Here is a 20400-nt window from a genome sequence, read left to right on the forward strand (position 1 = left end):
TGAGCGTGCGTTCGTGAGATCGGTCTGAGGGCCACTCTTGGGTCGGACCAGAGGGGGCACAGATCGGTCGGACTCGACAGCTACTCAGCATTGGCGCCAGGGCCTGATCCCGGCCAGGATCTGGTCCAGGTGTCCGGTGAGATGTTCTCGTTCAGCGGCTGCGCGCCCGCGGTATCGGTGTAGCTCGCACATGGCTTGCCGAACTGGGGCGGGCGATTCGCGGACAGCCCGCCCCGGATCGGCTCCGAGTGACGTCATTCACCGTTGAGTGGCGTCAGAGCCCCCAGCCACTGTCGTCACCGCCCTTCCAGTCTGTCGGCGCATCCGGCGCGACTTCACTGCACCGGATGGCAGCGCCCATGTGCTGCCACTGTGCGCTGTCCGCGCTCTTTCCGCAATGCAAGCCCCCCACAGACTGCGCCTCGGCCGGTCCAGCCATCGATACGACAGCACCGATCGCCACCGCGGAAAGAAAACCGACCACTCCACCCTTGTGCACCACAGACATCGCCACACTCCCTCATTCCTGTCACACCCCAGCGATGATCGCTCAACCGCCCGCCGCGCCGCGAAACCGGCGAACTCGGCGACTGGATACCGGGTCACCGGCAGGGTCGTCCCGTCGGCCGGCTCAGCTCCGGCCGGAACGCGGCCCGGTCGTCACAGTACACAGCGTGGTGGGTGAAAGCGGTTGCAGTACATAATCTTTCGATAACCGCGCCCGTCACGCATTCCGCGCGGCAGTCTCAGCGACGGTCGGGACGGGGTTCCGGCAGCCCCGGCGCCGGGATCAGCGCCTACGCCATATCCGCGGAAACTCCGGTAGGGAGCCCTGGGGCACGCCGGTCGAACACGCCGCATGATGGAGCAACCCGGTGATGCGACGAACTTCCGGAACAACACTCGGCACTGAAGACCGCCCCGAATTCGGCATTGCCGCGCGTCTCGAGGGCTGGTCCGGACAACCGAACTCACCATCGGATCCTGCCACCGGTTGACGCAAGACATCGGTCTTGTGCCGACAGGTTCAGCTGTCACCTTCAGGTTGCACCTGTCACCAGTCGACTTTCGTGCGCTGTGGCGTGACCCTTCATCGTCGACCATCCTGGGTTGATGGAGTCGGATGACCTTGTGGCCGTTGAACTGTCGGATATCGAGCGCAAGGTGCTCGTTGATGGCATAGGCCGTTGGGGTGGCCCGGCACGCTGTAGCGACGCGCTCGCGGTCGCGATGGGTTTCCGGGACGTGGGAGACGTAAGCGAACAAGGAAGCCGGCTGGAGTCGGCGCTGATCGCGGGCGAACCGTTGAGCGCCACCGACTGGCGGAGGGTGCTGGTGTCCACCGAGATCTTCTTCGCCAGTGATGTACTCGGCTGCGGAAGGGACTGGTCCATCATCATGGGCATCTCCGACGCAGAGACGCTCACGATTCTCCGGGGATTACAACGAAAGATCCCCTGGTGGGGCGTGCCATTGCCGCAGCACCTGAGTCCCCGCCCGCGGTGACAACGGCACACTTGTCGACACGGCCGCCGGCACCGCAACCAGAAAGGAGTCGCCGATGGCAATGGCGGGGGAACTGGTCACCGAGGCCTTCGACTACGACGGTGGGCGGCGTGTGACGGTCTATGTTCCGGCGGATCGGCCGGAGGCGGTGGTGTTCGCCGGTGACGGCGAGTTGGTTACGCAGTGGGGCGTTGATCCGGCGGCCGCGGACGTGCCGGCCACGGTGATCGTCGGGGTACACCGCGCGGCCGATGAGGCGCAGCGGCTCCACGAGTGCTCGCCAGGCTTCGATCCTGCGCGATTCTCGGCACATGAGCGGTTCTTCGGCGTAGACGTGAGCCGGTGGTTGCGATCGCGGTTCGGGATGGCCCTGCCCGCTGAGCGCACCGCGGTGTGCGGCGCGTCGGCTAGTGGAGAGCTGGCACTGGCCATGGGACTGCGGCATCCAGACGTCTACGGCACCATCTGGTGCGCCTCACCCGGCGGAGGATATCGACCACCTGCCGTCATGCCGAGTCCGCTGCCGCGCACGTACCTCGTCGCCGGCACCCTGGAGCCGTTCTTCCACCAGAACGCGACCCGGTGCGTTACGCGCTGCGGGGGCAGATGTCGTGCTGAACGAGCGGGCCGGATCGCACGGCGGCGCACTCTGGCGCAAGAATTTCCCATGATGGCGGCGTGGGCGTTCGGACAACGCTAGGCCGTTGGGACACAAACCATTTCGGCCGACTAGCGGTTCGGTTGATCGGCTGCGCAGCTGATCAGTAGTCGAGTGGTGTGCGTGATGTGGTCGCGCAGTAGGTGCTGTGCGTGGTCGGCGTCGCGGGCCAGGACGGCGTCGAGCAGTGCGCGGTGTTCGGCGGCGACGTCGCGGTCGGGTTCGTCACCCAGGGACACCGACCACTGCCGGTACAGCTCGGCCTCCTGCCGAAGCGACCGCGCCGTGTCGAGCAGCCGCCGGTTGGGACAGCCCGTCAGCAGCGCGTGATGGAAGGCGGCGTGGGCTTGCGACCATTCGTCGGTCAGGCGGTCCGGATCGGCCGGGTCCCGGTAGGGCGCGCGTTCCAGAAGATGGTGCGCCGCAACGGCATCGGCCTCCCAGCGCATATCGCCCTCCGTCACGGACAGTCGCAGGACCAGGGATTCGATCTCCGCCCGCGCCTGCGTCAGCTCGGCCAGGTCCTGATGGGACAGCGGGCGGACCTGGTAGCCCTGATGCGGTTTCGCCACCACCAGCCCCTCGGCGACCAGCCGGGTCAGCACCTCGCGGGTGGCGCCGACGCTCACCTGGTACCGATCGGCCAGGTCCGGGAACTTGAGCCGGGCACCCGGCACCAGCCGACCGCCGAGGATGTCGGCACGCAACGCCTCGTGGATGCCGTCGGTGCGGGTCGTCCCGCCACTCTTCGCCATGACCCCACTCTAGCAGTTTACGAATACCTCTTGAACTTTCGAAAGTTTGCGTCTAGTTTCGAAACAGCGGGTTGGTCGGCCTCCGAGCGCCGGAAACCCCTGCCGAGCAGCACTATTGGAGGAGTTGCCATGCACTCGCACACCGTTGGCCGTCCGTCCGTGCTCCGCGGCGGCACCGTCCTCACCATGGATTCCGCCCGTACCGTTCTCGAGGGCCACGACGTGCTCGTGGTCGACGGCCGGATCGCCGCCATCGGCGTCGACCTCGTCGTGCCCGACGGCACCGACGAGATCGATGCCCGCGGCGGCATCGTGATGCCCGGGATGGTCGACACGCACCGGCACATGTGGCAGACCACGACCCGTGGCTACGGTGCGGACTGGACACTCACGCAATACTTCGTCTGGTACTACCTGAACTGGGGCACGAAGTTCCGGCCCGAGGACATCTACGCCGGGAACCTCCTCGGCGCACTGGAGGCGCTCGATGCCGGGGTCACCACCTGTGTGGACTGGTCGCACGGCCTGCAGACGATCGACCACGCCGACGCGGCGGTCGACGCGCTCGCCGCGGTACCGGGCAGGTTCGTGCTGGCCTACGGCAACATCCAGGACGCGCCCGCGAACTGGACGGGCACACCGGAATTCCGCAAGTTCTTCGACCGTCGGGCCGGCGAGCTCGAGGGCTTCCAGATCGCCTTCGACGTCACCGGCGATCCGAGCTTTCCCGAGCAGGCGGCGTTCGAGGTCGCCCGCGAGCTGGACCTGGCCGTGACCACGCACGCCGGAGTGTGGGGCGCGACCGGTGACGACGCCGTGCGACTGATCCACGAGCACGGCTACGCCGAGGCCAGGACGGTGTACGTGCACGCCTCGACGCTGTCGGCGGATTCCTACGCCCGCATCGCGGCGAGCGGCGGATCGGTGTCGGTGTCCACGGAGAGCGAGCAGAGTGCCGGGCAGGGTTATCCCGCCACGGCCGCGCTGCGCGCGCACGGAATTCCCGTGTCGCTGTCGCTGGACAGCTGTGTGCTCTGCAGCGGTGACCTGTTCTCCGCCATGCGCACGACGTTGGGCGCCGACCGCGCGGCCGAGCATCAGGCGGCGCACACGCGCGGTGAGACCGTCACCCATGCCTCGCTGCATGCCGAGCAGGTCGTCGAGTGGGCGACCCGGGGCGGCGCGCGAGCGATCGGGCGCGACGACGAGATCGGCAGTGTGCAGGTCGGCAAGAAGGCGGACCTCGTGCTCGTCCGCAACGACGCTTCGCCGGCGATGTCGCCGCTGCTCAACCCGCACGGACACGTCGTCCTGCACGCGCAGCGGGCCGATGTCGACACGGTCCTGGTCGACGGCCGGATCGTGAAACGCGACCACCGGCTGGTCGGTGTCGACCTGGCCGGTGCGCGTCGAGCGGCGCAGGCGACGGTCGACTACCTGCGCGCCGAACTCGGGGAGCAGGCGTGGCGCGCGGGCATGAATCCGGAGATCCCCGAGACCAAGGTCCTCGACAACCCCTACACCTACACCGACTACCGGTCCGCGACCACGCACGGCGACCCCGCGCCGACGCCGCGCTGACCCCTTCCGAACCGCTCACCTCTTCAGGTCAGGAGTCCACACCATGCGTTTCGCCACCATCTCGGATCGGCTGTCGCTGATCACCGCGTCCGATACCGTCATCGACATAGCCCGCGCCAGCGGTGGGTGGTTCAGTCCGAATATCCAGGACGCCTACGAGCACTGGGACGAACTGCTCGAGTTCTGCCCGACCGTCACCGCCGAGGGCACGCCGCTGTCCGAGTTCCCCGTAACGGAATTCGGCAATCCCGCCCCGCATCCTCGGCAGCTGTTCGCCATCGGCCTGAATTACGCCGACCACGCCGCGGAGTCGTCGCTCGGGGTGCCCGCCGAACCACCGGTGTTCACGAAGTTCGTGACCTCGCTGGCTGATCCGTACGGAACGGTCACGCTGGTGCCGGGCAAGGTGGACTGGGAGGTCGAACTGGTTGTCGTACTCGGCCGCCGAGCGCATCGCGTCGCCGCCGCGGACGCGTGGGATTACGTCGCGGGAGTCTCTGTGGGACAGGATATTTCCGAACGTGTCCGGCAGCGGGTAGGCCCGGCGGCGCAGTTCAGCATGGGTAAGTCCTTCCCGGGCTTCGGGCCGATCGGGCCGGTGCTGGTCACGCCGGACGAGTTCGATGACCCCGACGATCTGGAACTGGGCTGCCTGATCAACGGTGAGCAGATGCAGCAGGGCCGGACCTCCGACATGGTTTTCCCGGTCACCGAGCTGATCGCACGGCTCTCCGCGATCACGCCGCTGCTGCCCGGCGATGTCATCTTCACCGGCACCCCGGCCGGCGTCGGGTTCGGTCGCACTCCGCAGCGGTATCTCGCCCCCGGCGACGAACTGGTCAGCTACGTGCGCGGCGTCGGCGAGATGCGTCACCTGATCGTCGCCGGGCAGTAGGCCCCCGAATTCCCTGGAGACACAATGGCATTACACCGACTGTCGTCGGTCACCATCGGCGTACCGGATCCAGCGGCGACCCGCGACTACTACACCGAATTCGGGCTCGCGCCCCGACCCGACGGCTGGCTGTCCACCCGCGACGGCGGCGACCAACTCCGGCTCATCCGCGCACCCGCCCGGCGGCTGGCCGAAATCGTCATCGGCGCAGACGATTCCGACGATCTGGACGCGGTGGCCGCCCGCCTGCACAAGCTCGGCCTGCCGGTGGAACGCACCGCCGACGCGGTCGCCACCACCGAACCGGTCGCCAATTTCCGTGCCGTAGTGCAGGTCTCGGGCCGTATCACCCAGCCGGTCACACCGGCGACCCCGTACAACGGGCCCGGCCGCATCGAACGCCAGGGCACCCGTGCCCCCGGTGTGCTGCGTGCGGAGCCGATCCGGCCGCGCAAGCTCGGCCACGCGGTCCTGGGCTCGGTGGACTACGCGGCCACCCGCCGGTTCTTCGTCGACGGTCTGGGTTTCAAACTCTCCGACGAGATCAAGGGCGAAGGCGCGTTCCTGCGCTGTTCGACCGACCACCACAACGTGCTGGTGCTCAACGCGCCGGTCAACTTCCTGCACCACACCTCGTGGCAACTCGACGACATCGACGACGTCGGCCGTGGGGCCACCGCGATGCTCGAGGGTCATCCGGAACGACACATCTGGGGACTCGGACGCCACCACGCGGGCTCGAACTTCTTCTGGTACCTCAAGGATCCCGCGGGCAACTTCTCCGAGTACTACTCCGACATGGACTCGATCATCGACGACCAACTCTGGACCCCGGAAGTCTTCGAAGGCGCCCAAGGCCTGTTCAGCTGGGGCCCGCCACCGCCGCCGTCGTTCCTGCACCCCGAAGACCTCGCCGCGCTGATGACCGGCGCCCACCACGCCGGATAGCGGCCTACCTACCTAGGAGAGATCATGTCTGACCTGTACGAACCGCAGATCCCGGACAACCTCAACATCCGGTTCGTCGAGAACCGCATCATCGTCGAACGCCCGGCGCAGGTCGTCTACGACTGGGCGACGACCTGGTCGAATCTGCCGAAGTGGCTGCCGTTCGCCTCGGGAACCGAGGTGCGACGCGGCACCGAAGGGGTCCCCGCCGAACTCGGGGATGTGCTGCTCGAGTACATCTTTCCGGAATTGAACGAGAAGCCGAAGGAATACACCGTGGTGGCGCGGGTTCCCGGCAAGCTGTGGACCGTGGTCGGCCGCGACATCCTCGACGACGGCACCCCGGCCCCCGCGATGCACGCCATCGCCACCTTCACCACCTTCGACCTCGGCGACGGAACGACCTTGTTCTGCAGGGTTTTTCAGCGGCTGATCCCCGACACCGAGCCGCCCGGCCCGCACCCGGTCGAAGACCCGGTGCAGGTCCAGCCCGGACTGGAACTGCTGAAGGCGCACATCGAGGGCACAGCCGGATAGTTCGGCGACCGGACGACGGAAACCCCTGGCATGGACGCGTTCTCGGAACGCGCCGCTGCCGCTAGAGCACATCACGAGGTAATCCGATGAACAGCGACACCACGCTTGCCAAGCCTTATCTGACCGGCCACTACCAGCCGGTGCCGGATGAGGTGACCGCGCACCACCTGACGGTGCGCGGAACCATCCCCACCGAACTGAACGGCCGCTACTTCCGCAACGGCCATAATCCGAAACCCGGTGACATACCGACACATTGGTTCAAAGGCGCGGGCATGCTCCACGGCCTGCGGCTGCGTGACGGTCAGGCCGAGTGGTATCGCAACCGGTGGGTGAAGACGCCCGCCCTCGACGGCGCACCCTACATCCGCGAGGACGGCAGCATCGATCTGACCGCCAGTGTGGCGGGCACCCACATCATCGAGCACGCCGGTCGCATCCTGGCGCTGCAGGAGTCGAACCTGCCGTTCGAGGTGACTCCGGAGCTGGATACGGTGGGCGCCTACGACTTCGGCGGCAAGCTGAAAACCGCGATGACCGCGCACCCGAAGGTGGACCCGGTCACCGGTGAACTGCATTTCTTCGCCTACTCCCCCGTGGCGCCGCACCTGATCTACTACATCGCCTCGGCCGAGGGTGACATCCGGCACCAGCAGGTCGTCGAGGGGGCGGGCCCGTCGCTGATGCACGACTTCGCGATCACCGAGCACTACGCGGTGTGGCTGGACCTTTCGGTGACGTTCAACCCTGCCGAAGCCTCCGGCATCCCTTACCGGTGGGACGACGCCTACCAGGCCCGCATGGGTATCCTGCCCCGCACCGGCACCGGTCCGGTGCAGTGGTTCGACGTGGAACCCGGTGCGATGCTGCATGTTTCGAATGCTTACGAAGACGAGGCCGGGCGGGTCGTCGTGGAAGGCCCCCGGCTGGATCGGTCGGCCTGGGAGACATCGTGGAAGTGGTGGATCGGCGCACCCGGATACCAGACCGACCCGGTCGCCGGGGCGCTGCAGTACCGCTGGGTCCTCGAACCCGGGCAGGGCACCGCACGCGAGGAAATGATGGACTCACTGGTCACCGAATTCCCGACCATCAACCTCGACTACCTCGGGCGCCGCAACCGCTACAGCTACGCCGTCGCCTACCCCGGCTCCGGATACGACGGCGTCGGAATCGTCAAGTACGACAACGACACCGGCGCACGCCTGCTGGCCCCGACCGGCGCGGGGCGCATCCCGGGTGAGGCCGTTTTCGTTCCCGCCACCGACGCCACGGCCGAAGACGACGGCTACCTGCTCACCCTCGTCGGCGACCGTGCCGGCAAGGCATCGGAGCTGTTGATCCTCGACGCGCGCGACTTCACCGCGCCGCCGGTCGCGACCGTCGAGCTGCCCCGGCACGTGCCCGGCGGTATCCACGGCTCCTGGATCGCGGACTGATCATGCACTCCCGACGACAACCCGTCCCCGCCACCCGAACCCCCACGCCGTCGGCCCGGGCATGGATCGGGCTCACTGTCCTGGCCACCGCGCAGTTCCTGGTGGTGCTGACCACCTCGATCGTCAATATCGCCCTGCCCGACATCGCGCGCGGGCTCGACCTGTCCTCCGTCGGGCTCTCCTGGGTCGTCAACGGCTACGTACTCGTCTTCGGCGCCCTGTTGATTCTGGGCGGTCGAATCGGCGATGTATTCGGACGGCGGCGGGTATTCCTCACCGGCACAGCGATTTTCACGGTCACTTCGATCGCGGCGGGACTCGCTCCCACCGCCGCGGTCCTGCTCGCCGCCCGAGTCGGACAGGGGGTGGGCGCGGCACTGCTCGCCCCCACCGCACTCGCCTTGGTGCTGACCTTGTTTCCCGCAGGCGCGGGCCGTGCGCGGGCGATCGGGGTGTGGGGCGCGGTATCGGGCATCGGCGGCGTCGCCGGGGTGCTGTCGGGCGGCCTCTTGTCCGGCGTATTCGGCTGGCGCGCGGTGTTTCTCATCGGCGCACCGGTCGCGATCGCGGTGCTGGTCGCCACGATATGGCTGGTGCCCGCCGATCTTCCGGCGGGCGGCCGGATCGACCTGTGGGGCGCGACCTTCGTGACCGGTGGCCTCGCCGCACTCACCTACGCGCTCTCGGTCGGCGGACAGTACGGCTGGACCGCGCCCCGCGTCCTCGCCCCGCTGATCGCGGCGGTATTACTGCTCGCCCTCTTCGTCGGATCACAGCGGCGGCAGCCGCAGCCGCTCATCGCGCCCGCGCTTTTGCGCATCGGCGGAGTACTGGCCGCGAACATCGTCATGACACTGCTCGGCGCGGTATGGCTGGGACTGTTCTTCTTCCTCCCGCTCTACCAGCAGAAGGTGCTCGGCTACACCCCGATCCGAGCCGGCCTCACCCAACTGCCGCTGGCGATCATGATCACAGCGGCCTCCACGATCACCCCGAGACTGACTCGATATCTCAATACCCGCGCGCTGCTGACCGCCGCACTGGCCCTGCTCGCAGCCGGACTGGCGTGGCTCGCGCGCACCCCCGTCGACGGACGATTTCTGACCGACATCGCCGCCCCGTCACTACTCATCGGCACCGGACAAGGCGTCGCGTTCGTCCTGCTCACCGCGCGCGCCACCACCGACGTCCCCGCCGAACACACCGGGCTGGCCGGCGGGCTGATCAACACCACCCGCCAAATCGGCGGTGCGCTGGGGCTGGCCGGACTACTCGCCATCACCACGGCGACCGGCGACTCCGGCCAACCCACTGCATCGCAGCTCGCGCACGCGTACGGCACCGCGTTCGCCGTCACCGCGGCCATCGCCGCAGCCGCGGCCCTGCTGACCGCCATCCTCCGCGACCGACCCACCGGGTGAGATCGGCTGAACACCGCTTGGCTGTGCCCCGGTACGCCGATCTGTGATATGACTGGGGCACGCCATTTCGCTTGGTGTATAGGACAACTGGAGATCTCGACGTGCGTTTTCGGATCGTCGTCGCCGCATTCGGCGCCGCACTCGTCCTCGTGGTCAGTGCGGTAGGGCTGTACTACTACGACGGCGGGTCCCGGGACCATACGCATCTCCAGGTCGGCGACTGCTGGGATTACAGCGCTCGATTCGATGAAGCGGTACACCTGAAGTCGTGTGCCGAGCCGCACTACGGCGAAGTGATCCTCAGGGCAGGGTACGGTGCTCTCGCCAAGCACCCGTCCGGCGGCCTCGACGCCTGGGGCTTCTGCAAACAGCGGCTGAGCGAAATCCTCGCCGAGAACACCCATCTCGACTACTGGATGGTCCCGAACGACGGAATCCTCTGCGCGGTGACCGCCGCAGACCATGCCGATACCCGGATCGGCGGTCTCACCGGCAGAGTCGACCGCTGATCCGGCTCACCACCCGGCCCGCACAGCTCATCCGCCCACTGTCTCGACCGATACGAGATCCCTACGGACAGTAGGGATCTCGTCGGCCGCGTGGCTTCTCGGTGCCGAAGACGGAACCGCTCAGGCGAGGAACATCTCGAGACCGAGCACGAACAACGTCGCGAGCGACAGCAGGAGAAAGACCATGGCTCCCGACATGTTCCGGTCGCCGGTGCGCAGGTGGACGACGATCGCGCCGCCGAAGTAGAGCACCAGGCCGATCGCGGCGGCGATCGCGAAGGGCGGGAACCAGATACCCCAGATCAGACCGATGGTCGCGGCGATCTGCAGGCTGCCGAGCACGGTGAGCTGGGAATCGGTGAGGTGGACCGCGTCGGCGAAGCGGCGGATCCACGCGGGGCGGACGAATTTCATCACTCCGGACTGGAGCATCGCCACGGCGAGCAGGACGGACAGGATCAAGGCTGCGATATGCATGGGGGAAACGCTAGAAATCCGATAGGTACCTTTTGGTAACCTTCGGCCGTGCCTCCTCCTGCCGGAATCATGTTCATGTCCGACTGCCCTGCGCGCACAGCGCTCGAGGTCATTGCGAACAAGTGGTCGGTGGTCACCCTGTACGCGCTCGCGGACGGCCCCAAGCGGCACAGTGAACTCGTCGCTCTGTCCGGCGGCATCTCCCGGAAGGTGCTGACCCAGACTTTGCGCCGACTGCAGAGCAACGGCCTCATCGATCGGCACCGCTACGCCGAAGCACCACCGCGGGTGGAGTACAGCCTGACCCCGCTCGGCCGGACACTGCAGGGGCCGATAGCGATGCTGACGGAGTGGGCACAGGTCCACGGAGCAGCGCTCGTCGACTTCCAAGAATCGACAGGCACAACCTGACCTGACCCACGGTCGGAAAAATCTTGGGACGCGACCGATTAATTCTCTTCGGGGTCTCCGTCTTCTCAGGTGAACGCGCTACCCGACAGCGCGACCAACCCAGAAGGAAAGACCATGACCGCCATCTCCGCCACCGCCGCCCCCACCACCGCCCGTCCCGGCAAGGTCCGCAACCGCGTCCTGTGGGGCCTGCAGATCGTGCTGGGCCTGTTCTTCATCCTGGCCTCGGGCCTGCCGAAACTGCTGAACATGGTTCCCGAGGAGAACACGGTGGCCATGCGGGAAGCCGGTCTCGGCTCGCCGTGGCTCATGTACTTCATCGGCGTCTGCGAGATCGCGGGCGGTATCGGCCTGCTCGTGCGGTACCTGAGCGGGCCGGCCGCGGCCGGTCTGTCCGTCCTCACCCTGCTGGCCGCCGCCACCAACGTCTTCCTGACGGATATGCCCGCGTACGCGCCCTTCCCGCTGGTGCTGTCGGCGATCTTCGCCTGGATCGCCTACGAGCGCCGCGACACCATCACCGGACTGCGCTCGCTGCGCACCCGATGACCTCGCACTGAGACCGAGAACGATCGGCAGGCTCGAGCCTGCCGATCGTTTCCGGCGTGGCCGGCAAGGGTGTTCCAGGGTTGGTCCCCTTGCCGGCTCGGCCCTACTTCAGGTGCCGCGCGAAAAACCTGCTCCCCGAGTCGCCTTCGAAGTGCGGGACTCCGGTATGTCCGCCCATGTTGGCGTGCAGCGTCTTCTCCTCGGTGCCGAAGGCGTCGAACAGATCCAGCGCCAGCTGCCGATCGTTGCCTTCGTCGTCCCATTGCAGCAGCACCAGCAGCGGGATGGTGACCTGCCCGGCTTCCTCGAACATGCTGCGCGGCACGAAACTTCCGGCGAACAGCAGGGCGGCCGCGATCCGCGAGTCGACCCTCGCCAGCCGGATACCGATGCCGATCGGACCGCCCGAGTACCCGACCGGCCCGCCGATCTCGGGCAGCGCGAGAACGGCATCCATGGTGGCCTGCCATTCCGGGACGGCTTGTGCCACCAGCGGAAGGATCAGCCGGGCGACGATCTCGTCGTCGACCGGACCGCCGGCCTCGATGGCTCGGCGCAGGTCGAGGCGGGCCTGCTCGGCGGCGGCCGAACGGGGCCGGTCACCGCCGCCGGGGAGTTCGATGGTGACCGAGGCGTAGCCGTCCGCCGCGGCGTGCCGGGCTCGGCCCACCAGCCGGGGGTACATGCCGGGCAGCCCGCCCGGGTGCCCGACCAGGATCAGCGGCGCGGGCGCGGCGGTGGCGGGCGTCCACAGGATGCCGGGGATCTCGCCGAGAGTGAAGACGCGTTCGAGGACGCCGTCGTCGAAGCGTTGTTCGGAAGTGAAGTGCATGGTCGTGCCTTTCGGGAGTGCGTTCAGCGGCGCTCCCGGACGACCTATCGCCCGACCGTGACCCCAGAGGGGAGCACCCAGGTAGATATAGCGTTCACGGGTACCACCTCCTCGTCCTTGCACGGTCATCGGAAACGTAGCAGTGGTCGCGGTGAACGGCCAACCGATTTTCCGGTGGCGGGAGAATTCACCCGTAGGCGCGCCGCAAGTCCGGCGTCAGCCCGGTGCAAGAGCGCCCGAAAACCATCGAGGCATGGACGAATTCGATGTCGTGATCGTGGGAGCGGGCCCGGTCGGCCTCCTGCTCGCCTGCGAGTTGGGTCTGGCGCACTGTTCGGTACTGGTGCTCGAGCGGGAACCGGACCCGGGCTCGCCGTGGCGGGCCGAACCACTCGGCCGCCGAGGGCTTTCCGCCGCCTCGGCCGAGGCGTTCTATCGCCGCGGGCTGCTGCCGGTGCTGCGGAAAGCCTCCGGTGCGCCCGACGACGTCCGCGCCGCCTTCGACGCGGAGCTGCCGCCGCGCCAGATCGGCCATTTCGCGGGCCTGGTCCTCGATCCGGCCCGGGTCGAGTTCGCGGACCTGCCGTACTACCTGCCCAGCCCGGCGCTGCACTCGATGATGGTGTCCCTCGCGGCGCTCGAGTCGGTGCTGACCGAGCGGGCCGTCGCGCTCGGGGTGCAGATCCGGCGTGGCACAGCGGTTTCCGCCCTCGACCAGGACGACGAGCGGGTGCTCGTGCGCGCCGGGGAGAGTGCCTACGCGGCGCGCTGGGCGGTCGGCTGCGACGGTGGGCGCAGCGTGGTGCGCAAGCTGGCGGGCTTCGAATTCGTCGGCACCGAGCCACAATTCACCGGCTACGTCGCGCTCGCCGATATCGCCGATCCGGCGCGGCTGGACGAGGGAATCATCAACCGCACCGAGACGGGCGTGTATCTCCGGCTGGCCGCGAACGGGCATATCGGCATGATGGATTTCGACGGCGGCGCGTTCGACCGCACGCAGCAGCTGACCCGTGACCATCTGCAAGAAGTGCTGCGCCGGGTCTCCGGCACCGACGTCACGCTGAACGCGGTCCACTTCGCCTCCAGTTTCACCGATCGGGCGATGCAGACGACGACCTACCGGCAAGGGCGGGTGCTGCTCGCGGGCGACGCCGCGCACATCCACTCCCCGCTCGGCGGACAGGGACTCAACCTCGGCATCGGTGACGCGATGAATCTGGGCTGGAAGCTCGCGGCGACCGTGCACGGCACCGCGCCGGCGGGACTGCTCGACACCTACACCGCGGAACGGCATCCGATCGGGGCCGCGGTGCTCGACTGGTCCCGCGCTCAGGTGGCGATCCTGCGACCCGACCCGATCGCCGGCGCGCTCCGCGGTGTGATCGGGGATCTGCTCGCGACCGCCGACGGCACGACCTACGGTTTCGAACGCAGTTCGGGCGCCTCGATTCGCTACGACCTCGGCGGCACCCACCCGATGATCGGCCGCAGCGCACCGGATTTCAGGTTCGACGACGACACCCGGTTGGGCGATCTGACCCATGACGGACGCGGTGTCCTGCTCGACTTCGGTGCCGATCCGAGCCTGCGCACGGCAGTTGCCGCCTGGTCGAACCGGATTCGATACGTGGCCGCGACACCCTGCGACGATCTCGGCGTCGGTGCGGTACTGATCCGTCCCGACGGATTCGTGGCGTGGGCGGGCGAACGCGACGCCGCGGCGTTCGAGTCCGCCGCCGCGCACTGGTTCAGCGCCGCCTGACTCACGCGAATCATGATCTACCCCAATATTTTTCAGGAGTTCAAATGACGATCACCCTGCGCTCGGGCGACACGGTGCTGTTCACCGGCGATTCGATCACCGACGCCCGGCGCGACGACAGCGCGGACGGTCTGGGCTACGGCTACCCCCTGCGCATCGCGGGCGAATGGGGTCTGCGCCATCCCGACCGTCCGGTGCGCTGGCTGAACACGGCGGCGGCCGGGGCCAAGGTCACCGATCTCGAACCGCGCTGGCAGGCCGAAGTGCTCGACCGCCGCCCGGATGTGGTGTCCGTCCTCGCGGGCATCAACGAGGTCGGCTGGCACTCGCTCGACCCCGACGGTTACCTGATCTCCGCGGAGGACTTCGCCGCCGGATACGACCGGCTACTCGCCCCGCTCGCCGAAACGGGCGCCCGGCTGATCCTCATCGAGCCGTTCCTACTGCCGATCAGCGGCGTCGTCGACAAAGGCCACGTGCGACTCGACGCCGCCATACGCCGGAAATGGCGGGTCGACCTGGACCCGAAGATCCAGGTCGTCCGCGAACTCGCCCGCGCCTACGACGCACGGTTGCTCGCCGCCGACGGCATGTTCGCCGAACTCGGCGCACGGACCGGCCCGGACTACTGGGCCGCCGACGGCGTGCACCCGACCCCCGCCGGGCACGCCGCCCTGGCAGCCGCTTGGCTCCGCCTGGTCGCGTAACTCGAACCGCATCCGGAGCACCGGTCCTGGATCAAACGGTGTCGGGCGGCGGGTCGGACAGGGTGCGCAGATAGGTTGCGGCAGAATCTTTTTGGCCGTATTCAGCGAATTCGAGCGGGGTGGCCTCGTGGTCGAGATCCTCGATCGTGGGGTCCGCGCCGAGGGCGACGAGGGTTTCGGCCATGGGCACGTCGTCGTTCCATGCCGCCTCGTGCAGCGGGGTGCTGCGCCGCCGATGGTTGACGTCGAAGCCGAGGTCGACGAGGAGCCGGACCGCCGCGCGATGGCCGTGCTCGGCGGCCCGGTTGATCAGATCGGGAGTGTCGGCGAGGGCCTGCGCCAGCAGTTCCGGCGCCGCTGTCGCGGCGGCACGGTCGCCCCGCAGGCAGGCGGCGACGAATTGGTCCTGCGGCCCGAGCACACCGGAAGCGCCTGCTGCCCTGAGGATTTCAGCCACTTCGCGGTGGCCGTTCAGCATGGCCAGTGCGTAGGGCGTCCGGCCACCGAACGCCGGATGCGCACCGCGGCCGTCGATTTCGGCGCCGTGGTCGAGCAGCAATCGGGTGCGCCGCGGCCCGCCGCGCAACGCGGCGGTCGCCAGTTCCTCGCGCAGCAGTTGCGCGGGCGTGGCGAGGACCGGCCCGAGTCGCGCCTTCCAGGGACCACCGTCGCCCGTGCCGAGCCCGAAGTCCAGGAGCAGCTCCAGGTGCGTGGTGTCGTCGGACCAGGACCCACCGAGTCCCAGGTTGTACAGCGCCTGACTGTCGTTGGCGTTCGCACCCGCCTCGAGCAGCAGCCGGGCCAGCGCCGGCCCCTGCGGATGCCTCGGCTGATCCTCCTCCCCGCCGCCCAAGGCTCCGGTCACAGCGGTGAACGGAGAGGGCAACCCGTCCCAGAGAAAGCCCGCGTTCGGATCGGCACCGTGTTCGAGCAGCAGTCGCGCCGCATCGACGGCGCGCCCCGGCACGGCGAGGCGGGCATAGCAGAGGTAGAGCAGCGGCGGCCAGCCGAAGGGACCGCCGTCCGCCCGGGCGAGCGCGGGTTGTGCGGCGAGCAGCACGCGCAGCGCATCGAACGAACCGGTGGCGGCCATGGTGTAGACATTCGCCTCGGCCGCCTGCGCGCGCAGTGCGTCTGCTGCCGCGCTGCGGCCGGGATAGTCGTCACCGTAGGTGAGGCAGGCCAGCCGGAGAAATTCTGCGGGCAGGTCGGCACCGGTCTCGACCTGGTGCGGCGAACGGCTGTAGCGCGCGACGACGTCGATGTGCTGCTTCAGTTTCGGCCAGCTCGCGAAGCCGTAGCGCCGGGCCGTGACCAGCTGGGCCCCGGCCAGTTTCACCGGTGCGGCCGGATCCGGATGGAACTCGGCGAACAGCGCGAGCGCCGCGGGATCGCCCGCCTCGGCGGCCTTGCGCAGCGCTTTCGCCTGCTTGCGCAGGTGCTCGAGGTCAGGGTTGTCACACAAACGTTGGACGGGCACGAGGGCCTCCTTTCCGTCAGCGCCTGGTGTCCGCGGCTCAGGCCGGAAAAGAGGAGGTGCGTCGAGCGTCGCAGCATCAGGTGGGCTGTGCCCTTCCCGCGGACCGGTCGCACCCTGACGGTGCCCGACCAGCTTAACCGGAGCACGCGAGCCTGATCAGTACGACTGCAACTCGATCAAGGTGCCCTCCGGATCACGCACGTGCGCGGTGCGCAGGTTCGGCCCCCAGTGCGGCCGCTCGGTGACCCCGGTGACGACCGTCGCCCCGTGCCGGACGCACAGGTCGAATCCCGCGGCCACCTCGGGGACGCGGCACACGAACATGACCGTGTCCTGCGCCGGCTGGACGGGTCGCGCGGCGGTCCCCGCGACCTCGGCCATCGCCGCGCGGTCGAACAGCACCAGCACACCTTGACCGTGCACGTCCCAGTTGGCGTAGGGACCCGCCGCGGTGCCCTTGATCAGCTCGGCGCCGAGCAGTTCGGGCAGCACGGCGGAATAGAAGTCGAAACATTCCGCGAAGCGGCCGACCAGCAGCCTCGGATGCAGCGCGTCCACGACGGTCTCCTTTTGTAGGTGCGAGCCTATTATTGGTGTGCACCTACAATAGATCGATGGACACCGGACGCGCAGTGCCGCCCAGCCTGCTCGAGCTCGACATCTATCTGCTGTCGCGAGTCGGCAAGACCGCCCGTGGCCGATTCGCCGACCGGCTGGCCGAACGCGGACTTCGCCTGTGGCACATGGCGATCCTGGCCGCGCTCGCCGATTTCGGCCCGCACGCGCAACGCGATCTGGCCGAGCGGCTGGCGATCCATCCGAGCGATATCGCGAAGATCGTCGACGAACTCGCGGCCGCGGGTCATGTCGAACGCACCCGCGACGACAGCGATCGGCGCCGGGTGACCGTCCACATCACCCGCACGGGCCGGGCCGCCCGCACCGCGCTGACCAAGCAAGCCACCGCCGTAGGTGACGACCTGCTGACACCGCTCGCCCCTCGGGAACGCGCCCAACTGACCACGCTGCTCCGCAAAGTCTTCGACCACACCCAGGTCTGATCCAGCGGGCAAGAGCGCGGCCGCCGCGGCAGTGCCGGCCGCGCCGCAGCCGAGCCCGAAGAGGCCGAGTAACCCCCGCAGCGGTGCGCGAACGCGGTTCAGGACAGCGGCAGCGACTGTTCGATCAGCAGGCGCGCGGCGCGATCCGTACGCTCGCTGTCGCCGGTGACGAGGCGGTCTTGCAGAATGCCGCGCAGCCCCGAAACAAGCAGCGTGGCAACCAATTCCGGTTCTTCGACGGTCCCGAGACCGCGCAGCCCGCCGGCCAGGGCGGCGACGAAGGTCGCGATCGCCGCGTTCGCGTACTCCGCATAGGGACTCGCGGCCGCACAGGCCGCGCCGAGCACCTGCAACATCACCCGGACACTGATCCGCCCGTCCCCCGCGGCGTTCGCCTGCCAGAAATCCCAGAGCCGGGCGCGGAGCGCGGCCGTGTCGGCCGCCTCGGCGAACAGCGCGACGAGGTCGGGCCGCTGCGTCGCCAAGGCCTGCACCAGCAGCTCTTCCTTGGTGGCGAAGTAGTAGATCAGCATCCGCGAGCTGGTGCCGAGTTCAGCGGCGAGCGGCCGCAGGGACAGGTCGACGAGACCGTGATCGGCGATGTAGCGCACCACGGCGGCGAGCAGTTCGGCGCGTTTGACGTGATCCAGGGGCCGGGCCATGGGTTGACTGTAGCGATTGCTACAGGTATTCATGACATCGTGACTGTAACGATCGCTTCAGAAACTCGGGACTCCGTCGTCGTTACCGGCTATGCGGCCACCACCTCGCTGGCCGGGGACATGGACACGACCTGGTCCGAGTTACTGCTCGGGCACAGCGGGATCGGCGAGCTGACCGACGATTTCGTGCGCGACTACGACCTGCCGGTGCGCATCGGCGGCAAGTTGACGACGCCGCCCGGGGCTCACCTGACCAGGGTCGAACAGCGGCGACTGTCCTACGTCGAGCAGCTGGCCCTGGTGCTGGGCCGTGAAGTGTGGCGCAGCGCGGGCGCGCCCGAGGTGGACGGCGAGCGGCTGGCCGTCGCGATCGGCACCGGGCTCGGCGGTGCGGATGCGCTCATCGGCGCGGTCGACGCGATGCGCGGCGGCGGCTACCGGAAGGTGCCGCCGCTGTCGGTGCCGATGGTGATGCCGAACGGCCCGGCCGCCACGGTCGGCCTCGAAATCGGCGCCAAGGCAGGTGTTTTCGCGCCCGTTTCGGCCTGCTCGTCCGGCTCGGAGGCGATCGCGAACGCGTGGCGGCTGATCCGGACCGGCGAGGCCGACGTGGTGGTGGCGGGCGGGGTGGAGGGGCATATCCACGAGGTGCCGATCGCCAGCTTCGCCATCATGCGCGCGATGAGCACCCGCAACGACGAACCGCAACGGGCGTCCAGGCCGTTCGACCGGGACCGGGACGGGTTCGTCTTCGGCGAGGCGGGCGCGCTACTGGTGCTCGAATCGGAGCGGCACGCGCGGGCGCGCGGCGCCGAGATCCACGGGCGCGTGCTCGGTGCGGGCATCACCTCCGACTCTTTCCACATCGTCGCTTCCGAACCCGAGGGAGTCGGCGCGGCCCGCGCGATGCGCAAGGCGATCCAGACGGCTGGCCTGCAGGCTTCGGATATCCAGCACATCAACGCCCACGCGACCTCGACCTCGATCGGCGACGCCTCCGAGGCCAACGCGATCGCCGCGGTCGCCCCCGAGGCCTCGGTCTACGCGCCCAAATCCGCGCTCGGCCACTCGATCGGCGCGGTCGGCGCGCTGGAATCGCTGGTCACCATGTTGACGCTGCGGGATCAGATCGTCCCGCCCACCTTGAATCTCGACCACCAGGACCCGGCGATCGAGCTGGATATCGTGGCGGGCGCGCCGCGCGCCCAGCGGATCGATTACGCGCTGAACAATTCGTTCGGGTTCGGCGGGCACAACGTCGCGCTGGCTTTCGGCCGGGTCTAGCCGGCCGCGCGGCGGAGCCCGGAATCCCGGGCGCGCAGCGGCCGTTGTACAACGGTTGACGACGCACCACCAGCAATGCCGCCGAACCGAAGGACGGACAACGACGTGAGCGACGCCTTCTACGTGCCCGATCCGGCTGATCCGCAGCGGTTCGTCTCGACCGAACTGACCCGCGGCCCCTGGTCACCGGACGCGCAGCACGCCGGCCCGCCGTCCGCCCTGCTCGGCCACGCGATCGAACGGTGCGAGCCGCGCGAAGGCTTCCAGGTCGGCCGGGTCTCGGTGGAGATTCTCGGCCCGGTACCGCTCGCACCGCTGACCGTCCGGACCCGCGTCGCGCGACCGGGCCGCAGCGTCGAGTTGATCGAAGCGACGCTGTCGACCGACCGCGGCCCGGTAATGCAGGCCAACGCCTGGCGATTCAAACGCGCCGACCCGGAACTCGAACTGCCCGAACGGATCCTGCCGCAAGGCCTGCGCCCCGGTCCGGCGCACGCCACACCGGAGCCCTTCCCCTCCGATCAGCCGGTCGGGTTCCACACCGGTATCGAATACCGTTTCATCACAGGATCTTTCGTCGACCCCGGCCCGGCGATCTGCTGGATCCGGCTGAAGTACCCGATCGTCGCGGGCACCGACCCGAGCCCGTTGGAACGCGCGCTGGCCGCCGCCGATTCGGGCAACGGCGTCAGCTCCGTACTGGACTGGTCGGCGTATCTGTTCATCAACACCGACCTGACCGTCACGCTGCATCGCCAGCCCGCGGGGGAATGGGTGTGCCTCGACGCGGCCACCTACCCGCAGCCGCACGGCATCGGCCTCGCCGAATCCGCGCTGTACGACGAGAAAGGCCCGCTCGGACGCAGCACCCAGACGCTGTTGCTGGCCCCGCGAGGCTAGGTTCAGGCGAGGCTAGGGTTCAG

23 protein-coding genes are annotated in these 20400 nt (G+C 68.5%); 16 read left to right on the forward strand and 7 right to left on the reverse strand.

The features are described from left to right. Positions 1 to 274 precede the first annotated feature (274 nt). The gene (locus tag NVU01S_RS43915) at positions 275 to 508 is read right to left on the reverse strand and encodes a hypothetical protein (RefSeq protein ID WP_156161580.1); all 234 of its coding nucleotides are present in this window, start codon (positions 506 to 508) and stop codon (positions 275 to 277) included. 605 nt (positions 509 to 1113) lie between these two features. On the opposite strand from NVU01S_RS43915, the gene NVU01S_RS40590 reads away from it, so the two are divergent. Next, positions 1114 to 1506, forward strand: a complete 393-nt coding sequence (locus tag NVU01S_RS40590) for a hypothetical protein (protein ID WP_209444800.1) — start codon at positions 1114 to 1116, stop codon at positions 1504 to 1506. Positions 1507 to 1561: 55 nt separating this feature from the next. Then, the gene (locus tag NVU01S_RS40595) at positions 1562 to 2206 is read left to right on the forward strand and encodes an alpha/beta hydrolase-fold protein (RefSeq protein ID WP_244896328.1); all 645 of its coding nucleotides are present in this window, start codon (positions 1562 to 1564) and stop codon (positions 2204 to 2206) included. Between the two features lie 29 nt (positions 2207 to 2235). Here NVU01S_RS40595 and NVU01S_RS40600 read toward each other — a convergent pair whose 3' ends face one another. Further along, positions 2236 to 2919: a GntR family transcriptional regulator gene (locus tag NVU01S_RS40600; protein ID WP_043670707.1), complete on the reverse strand. Its 684-nt coding sequence runs from the start codon at positions 2917 to 2919 to the stop codon at positions 2236 to 2238. A 129-nt stretch (positions 2920 to 3048) separates the two neighbouring features. Here NVU01S_RS40600 and NVU01S_RS40605 point away from each other — a divergent pair, with 129 nt between their 5' ends. The 7 genes from NVU01S_RS40605 to NVU01S_RS40635 all read left to right on the forward strand — a co-directional run bounded on the left by NVU01S_RS40605 (position 3049) and on the right by NVU01S_RS40635 (position 10249). Continuing rightward, positions 3049 to 4500: an amidohydrolase family protein gene (locus NVU01S_RS40605; protein WP_043670704.1), complete on the forward strand. Its 1452-nt coding sequence runs from the start codon at positions 3049 to 3051 to the stop codon at positions 4498 to 4500. Between the two features lie 43 nt (positions 4501 to 4543). Further along, positions 4544 to 5395: a fumarylacetoacetate hydrolase family protein gene (locus NVU01S_RS40610; protein WP_043670702.1), complete on the forward strand. Its 852-nt coding sequence runs from the start codon at positions 4544 to 4546 to the stop codon at positions 5393 to 5395. 24 nt (positions 5396 to 5419) lie between these two features. Continuing rightward, positions 5420 to 6343, forward strand: a complete 924-nt coding sequence (locus NVU01S_RS40615; RefSeq protein WP_043670699.1) for a VOC family protein — start codon at positions 5420 to 5422, stop codon at positions 6341 to 6343. A gap of 24 nt (positions 6344 to 6367) precedes the next feature. After that, complete coding sequence (locus NVU01S_RS40620; protein WP_043670696.1) at positions 6368 to 6880, forward strand: SRPBCC family protein; 513 nt, start codon at positions 6368 to 6370, stop codon at positions 6878 to 6880. Positions 6881 to 6966: 86 nt separating this feature from the next. Continuing rightward, positions 6967 to 8319 (forward strand): carotenoid oxygenase family protein, encoded by a 1353-nt coding sequence (locus NVU01S_RS40625; RefSeq protein ID WP_043670694.1) that lies wholly within the window; start codon positions 6967 to 6969, stop codon positions 8317 to 8319. 2 nt (positions 8320 to 8321) lie between these two features. Then, positions 8322 to 9740, forward strand: coding sequence for an MFS transporter (locus tag NVU01S_RS40630; RefSeq protein WP_043670691.1), 1419 nt, complete (start codon positions 8322 to 8324; stop codon positions 9738 to 9740). A 101-nt stretch (positions 9741 to 9841) separates the two neighbouring features. Continuing rightward, positions 9842 to 10249: a hypothetical protein gene (locus tag NVU01S_RS40635; RefSeq protein ID WP_052280607.1), complete on the forward strand. Its 408-nt coding sequence runs from the start codon at positions 9842 to 9844 to the stop codon at positions 10247 to 10249. A gap of 120 nt (positions 10250 to 10369) precedes the next feature. Here NVU01S_RS40635 and NVU01S_RS40640 read toward each other — a convergent pair whose 3' ends face one another. Next, on the reverse strand, positions 10370 to 10726 hold the full coding sequence (locus tag NVU01S_RS40640) for a DoxX family protein (RefSeq protein WP_052280606.1): 357 nt from the start codon (positions 10724 to 10726) through the stop codon (positions 10370 to 10372). A gap of 48 nt (positions 10727 to 10774) precedes the next feature. Here NVU01S_RS40640 and NVU01S_RS40645 point away from each other — a divergent pair, with 48 nt between their 5' ends. Both NVU01S_RS40645 and NVU01S_RS40650 read left to right on the forward strand, forming a co-directional pair. Continuing rightward, positions 10775 to 11137: a winged helix-turn-helix transcriptional regulator gene (locus tag NVU01S_RS40645; protein ID WP_307685110.1), complete on the forward strand. Its 363-nt coding sequence runs from the start codon at positions 10775 to 10777 to the stop codon at positions 11135 to 11137. Between the two features lie 114 nt (positions 11138 to 11251). Further along, positions 11252 to 11686 carry a DoxX family protein gene (locus NVU01S_RS40650; RefSeq protein ID WP_043670779.1) on the forward strand — a complete coding sequence of 145 codons (435 nt, stop codon included), beginning with the start codon at positions 11252 to 11254 and terminating at the stop codon, positions 11684 to 11686. Between the two features lie 103 nt (positions 11687 to 11789). Here NVU01S_RS40650 and NVU01S_RS40655 read toward each other — a convergent pair whose 3' ends face one another. Next, positions 11790 to 12518: a dienelactone hydrolase family protein gene (locus NVU01S_RS40655; RefSeq protein WP_043670684.1), complete on the reverse strand. Its 729-nt coding sequence runs from the start codon at positions 12516 to 12518 to the stop codon at positions 11790 to 11792. A 253-nt stretch (positions 12519 to 12771) separates the two neighbouring features. Between NVU01S_RS40655 and NVU01S_RS40660 the strand changes: the two genes are divergently transcribed. Beyond that, the gene (locus tag NVU01S_RS40660) at positions 12772 to 14283 is read left to right on the forward strand and encodes an FAD-dependent oxidoreductase (RefSeq protein ID WP_043670681.1); all 1512 of its coding nucleotides are present in this window, start codon (positions 12772 to 12774) and stop codon (positions 14281 to 14283) included. A gap of 44 nt (positions 14284 to 14327) precedes the next feature. Continuing rightward, a complete protein-coding gene (locus NVU01S_RS40665; protein ID WP_043670677.1) occupies positions 14328 to 14990 on the forward strand; it encodes a GDSL-type esterase/lipase family protein in 663 nt (220 codons plus the stop codon). 31 nt (positions 14991 to 15021) lie between these two features. Here the strand turns inward: NVU01S_RS40665 and NVU01S_RS40670 are convergent, their stop codons facing one another. Together NVU01S_RS40670 and NVU01S_RS40675 are read right to left on the reverse strand one after the other, a co-directional pair. Continuing rightward, positions 15022 to 16470 (reverse strand): ankyrin repeat domain-containing protein, encoded by a 1449-nt coding sequence (locus NVU01S_RS40670; protein WP_052280605.1) that lies wholly within the window; start codon positions 16468 to 16470, stop codon positions 15022 to 15024. A 156-nt stretch (positions 16471 to 16626) separates the two neighbouring features. Further along, the gene (locus NVU01S_RS40675; protein ID WP_043670674.1) at positions 16627 to 17028 is read right to left on the reverse strand and encodes a VOC family protein; all 402 of its coding nucleotides are present in this window, start codon (positions 17026 to 17028) and stop codon (positions 16627 to 16629) included. Between the two features lie 56 nt (positions 17029 to 17084). On the opposite strand from NVU01S_RS40675, the gene NVU01S_RS40680 reads away from it, so the two are divergent. Further along, positions 17085 to 17531, forward strand: a complete 447-nt coding sequence (locus tag NVU01S_RS40680; RefSeq protein ID WP_043670671.1) for a MarR family winged helix-turn-helix transcriptional regulator — start codon at positions 17085 to 17087, stop codon at positions 17529 to 17531. 98 nt (positions 17532 to 17629) lie between these two features. On the opposite strand, the gene NVU01S_RS40685 is transcribed toward NVU01S_RS40680, so the two are convergent. After that, positions 17630 to 18193 (reverse strand): TetR family transcriptional regulator, encoded by a 564-nt coding sequence (locus NVU01S_RS40685; RefSeq protein ID WP_043670670.1) that lies wholly within the window; start codon positions 18191 to 18193, stop codon positions 17630 to 17632. 39 nt (positions 18194 to 18232) lie between these two features. Between NVU01S_RS40685 and NVU01S_RS40690 the strand changes: the two genes are divergently transcribed. Both NVU01S_RS40690 and NVU01S_RS40695 read left to right on the forward strand, forming a co-directional pair. Continuing rightward, positions 18233 to 19477 (forward strand): KasA/KasB family beta-ketoacyl-ACP synthase, encoded by a 1245-nt coding sequence (locus tag NVU01S_RS40690; protein ID WP_043670667.1) that lies wholly within the window; start codon positions 18233 to 18235, stop codon positions 19475 to 19477. Between the two features lie 105 nt (positions 19478 to 19582). Then, positions 19583 to 20377, forward strand: a complete 795-nt coding sequence (locus NVU01S_RS40695; protein ID WP_042260149.1) for a thioesterase family protein — start codon at positions 19583 to 19585, stop codon at positions 20375 to 20377. Positions 20378 to 20400: the final 23 nt, after the last annotated feature.

The sequence above is a fragment of the Nocardia vulneris genome (assembly GCF_001613425.1).
GTDB lineage: Bacteria > Actinomycetota > Actinomycetes > Mycobacteriales > Mycobacteriaceae > Nocardia > Nocardia vulneris.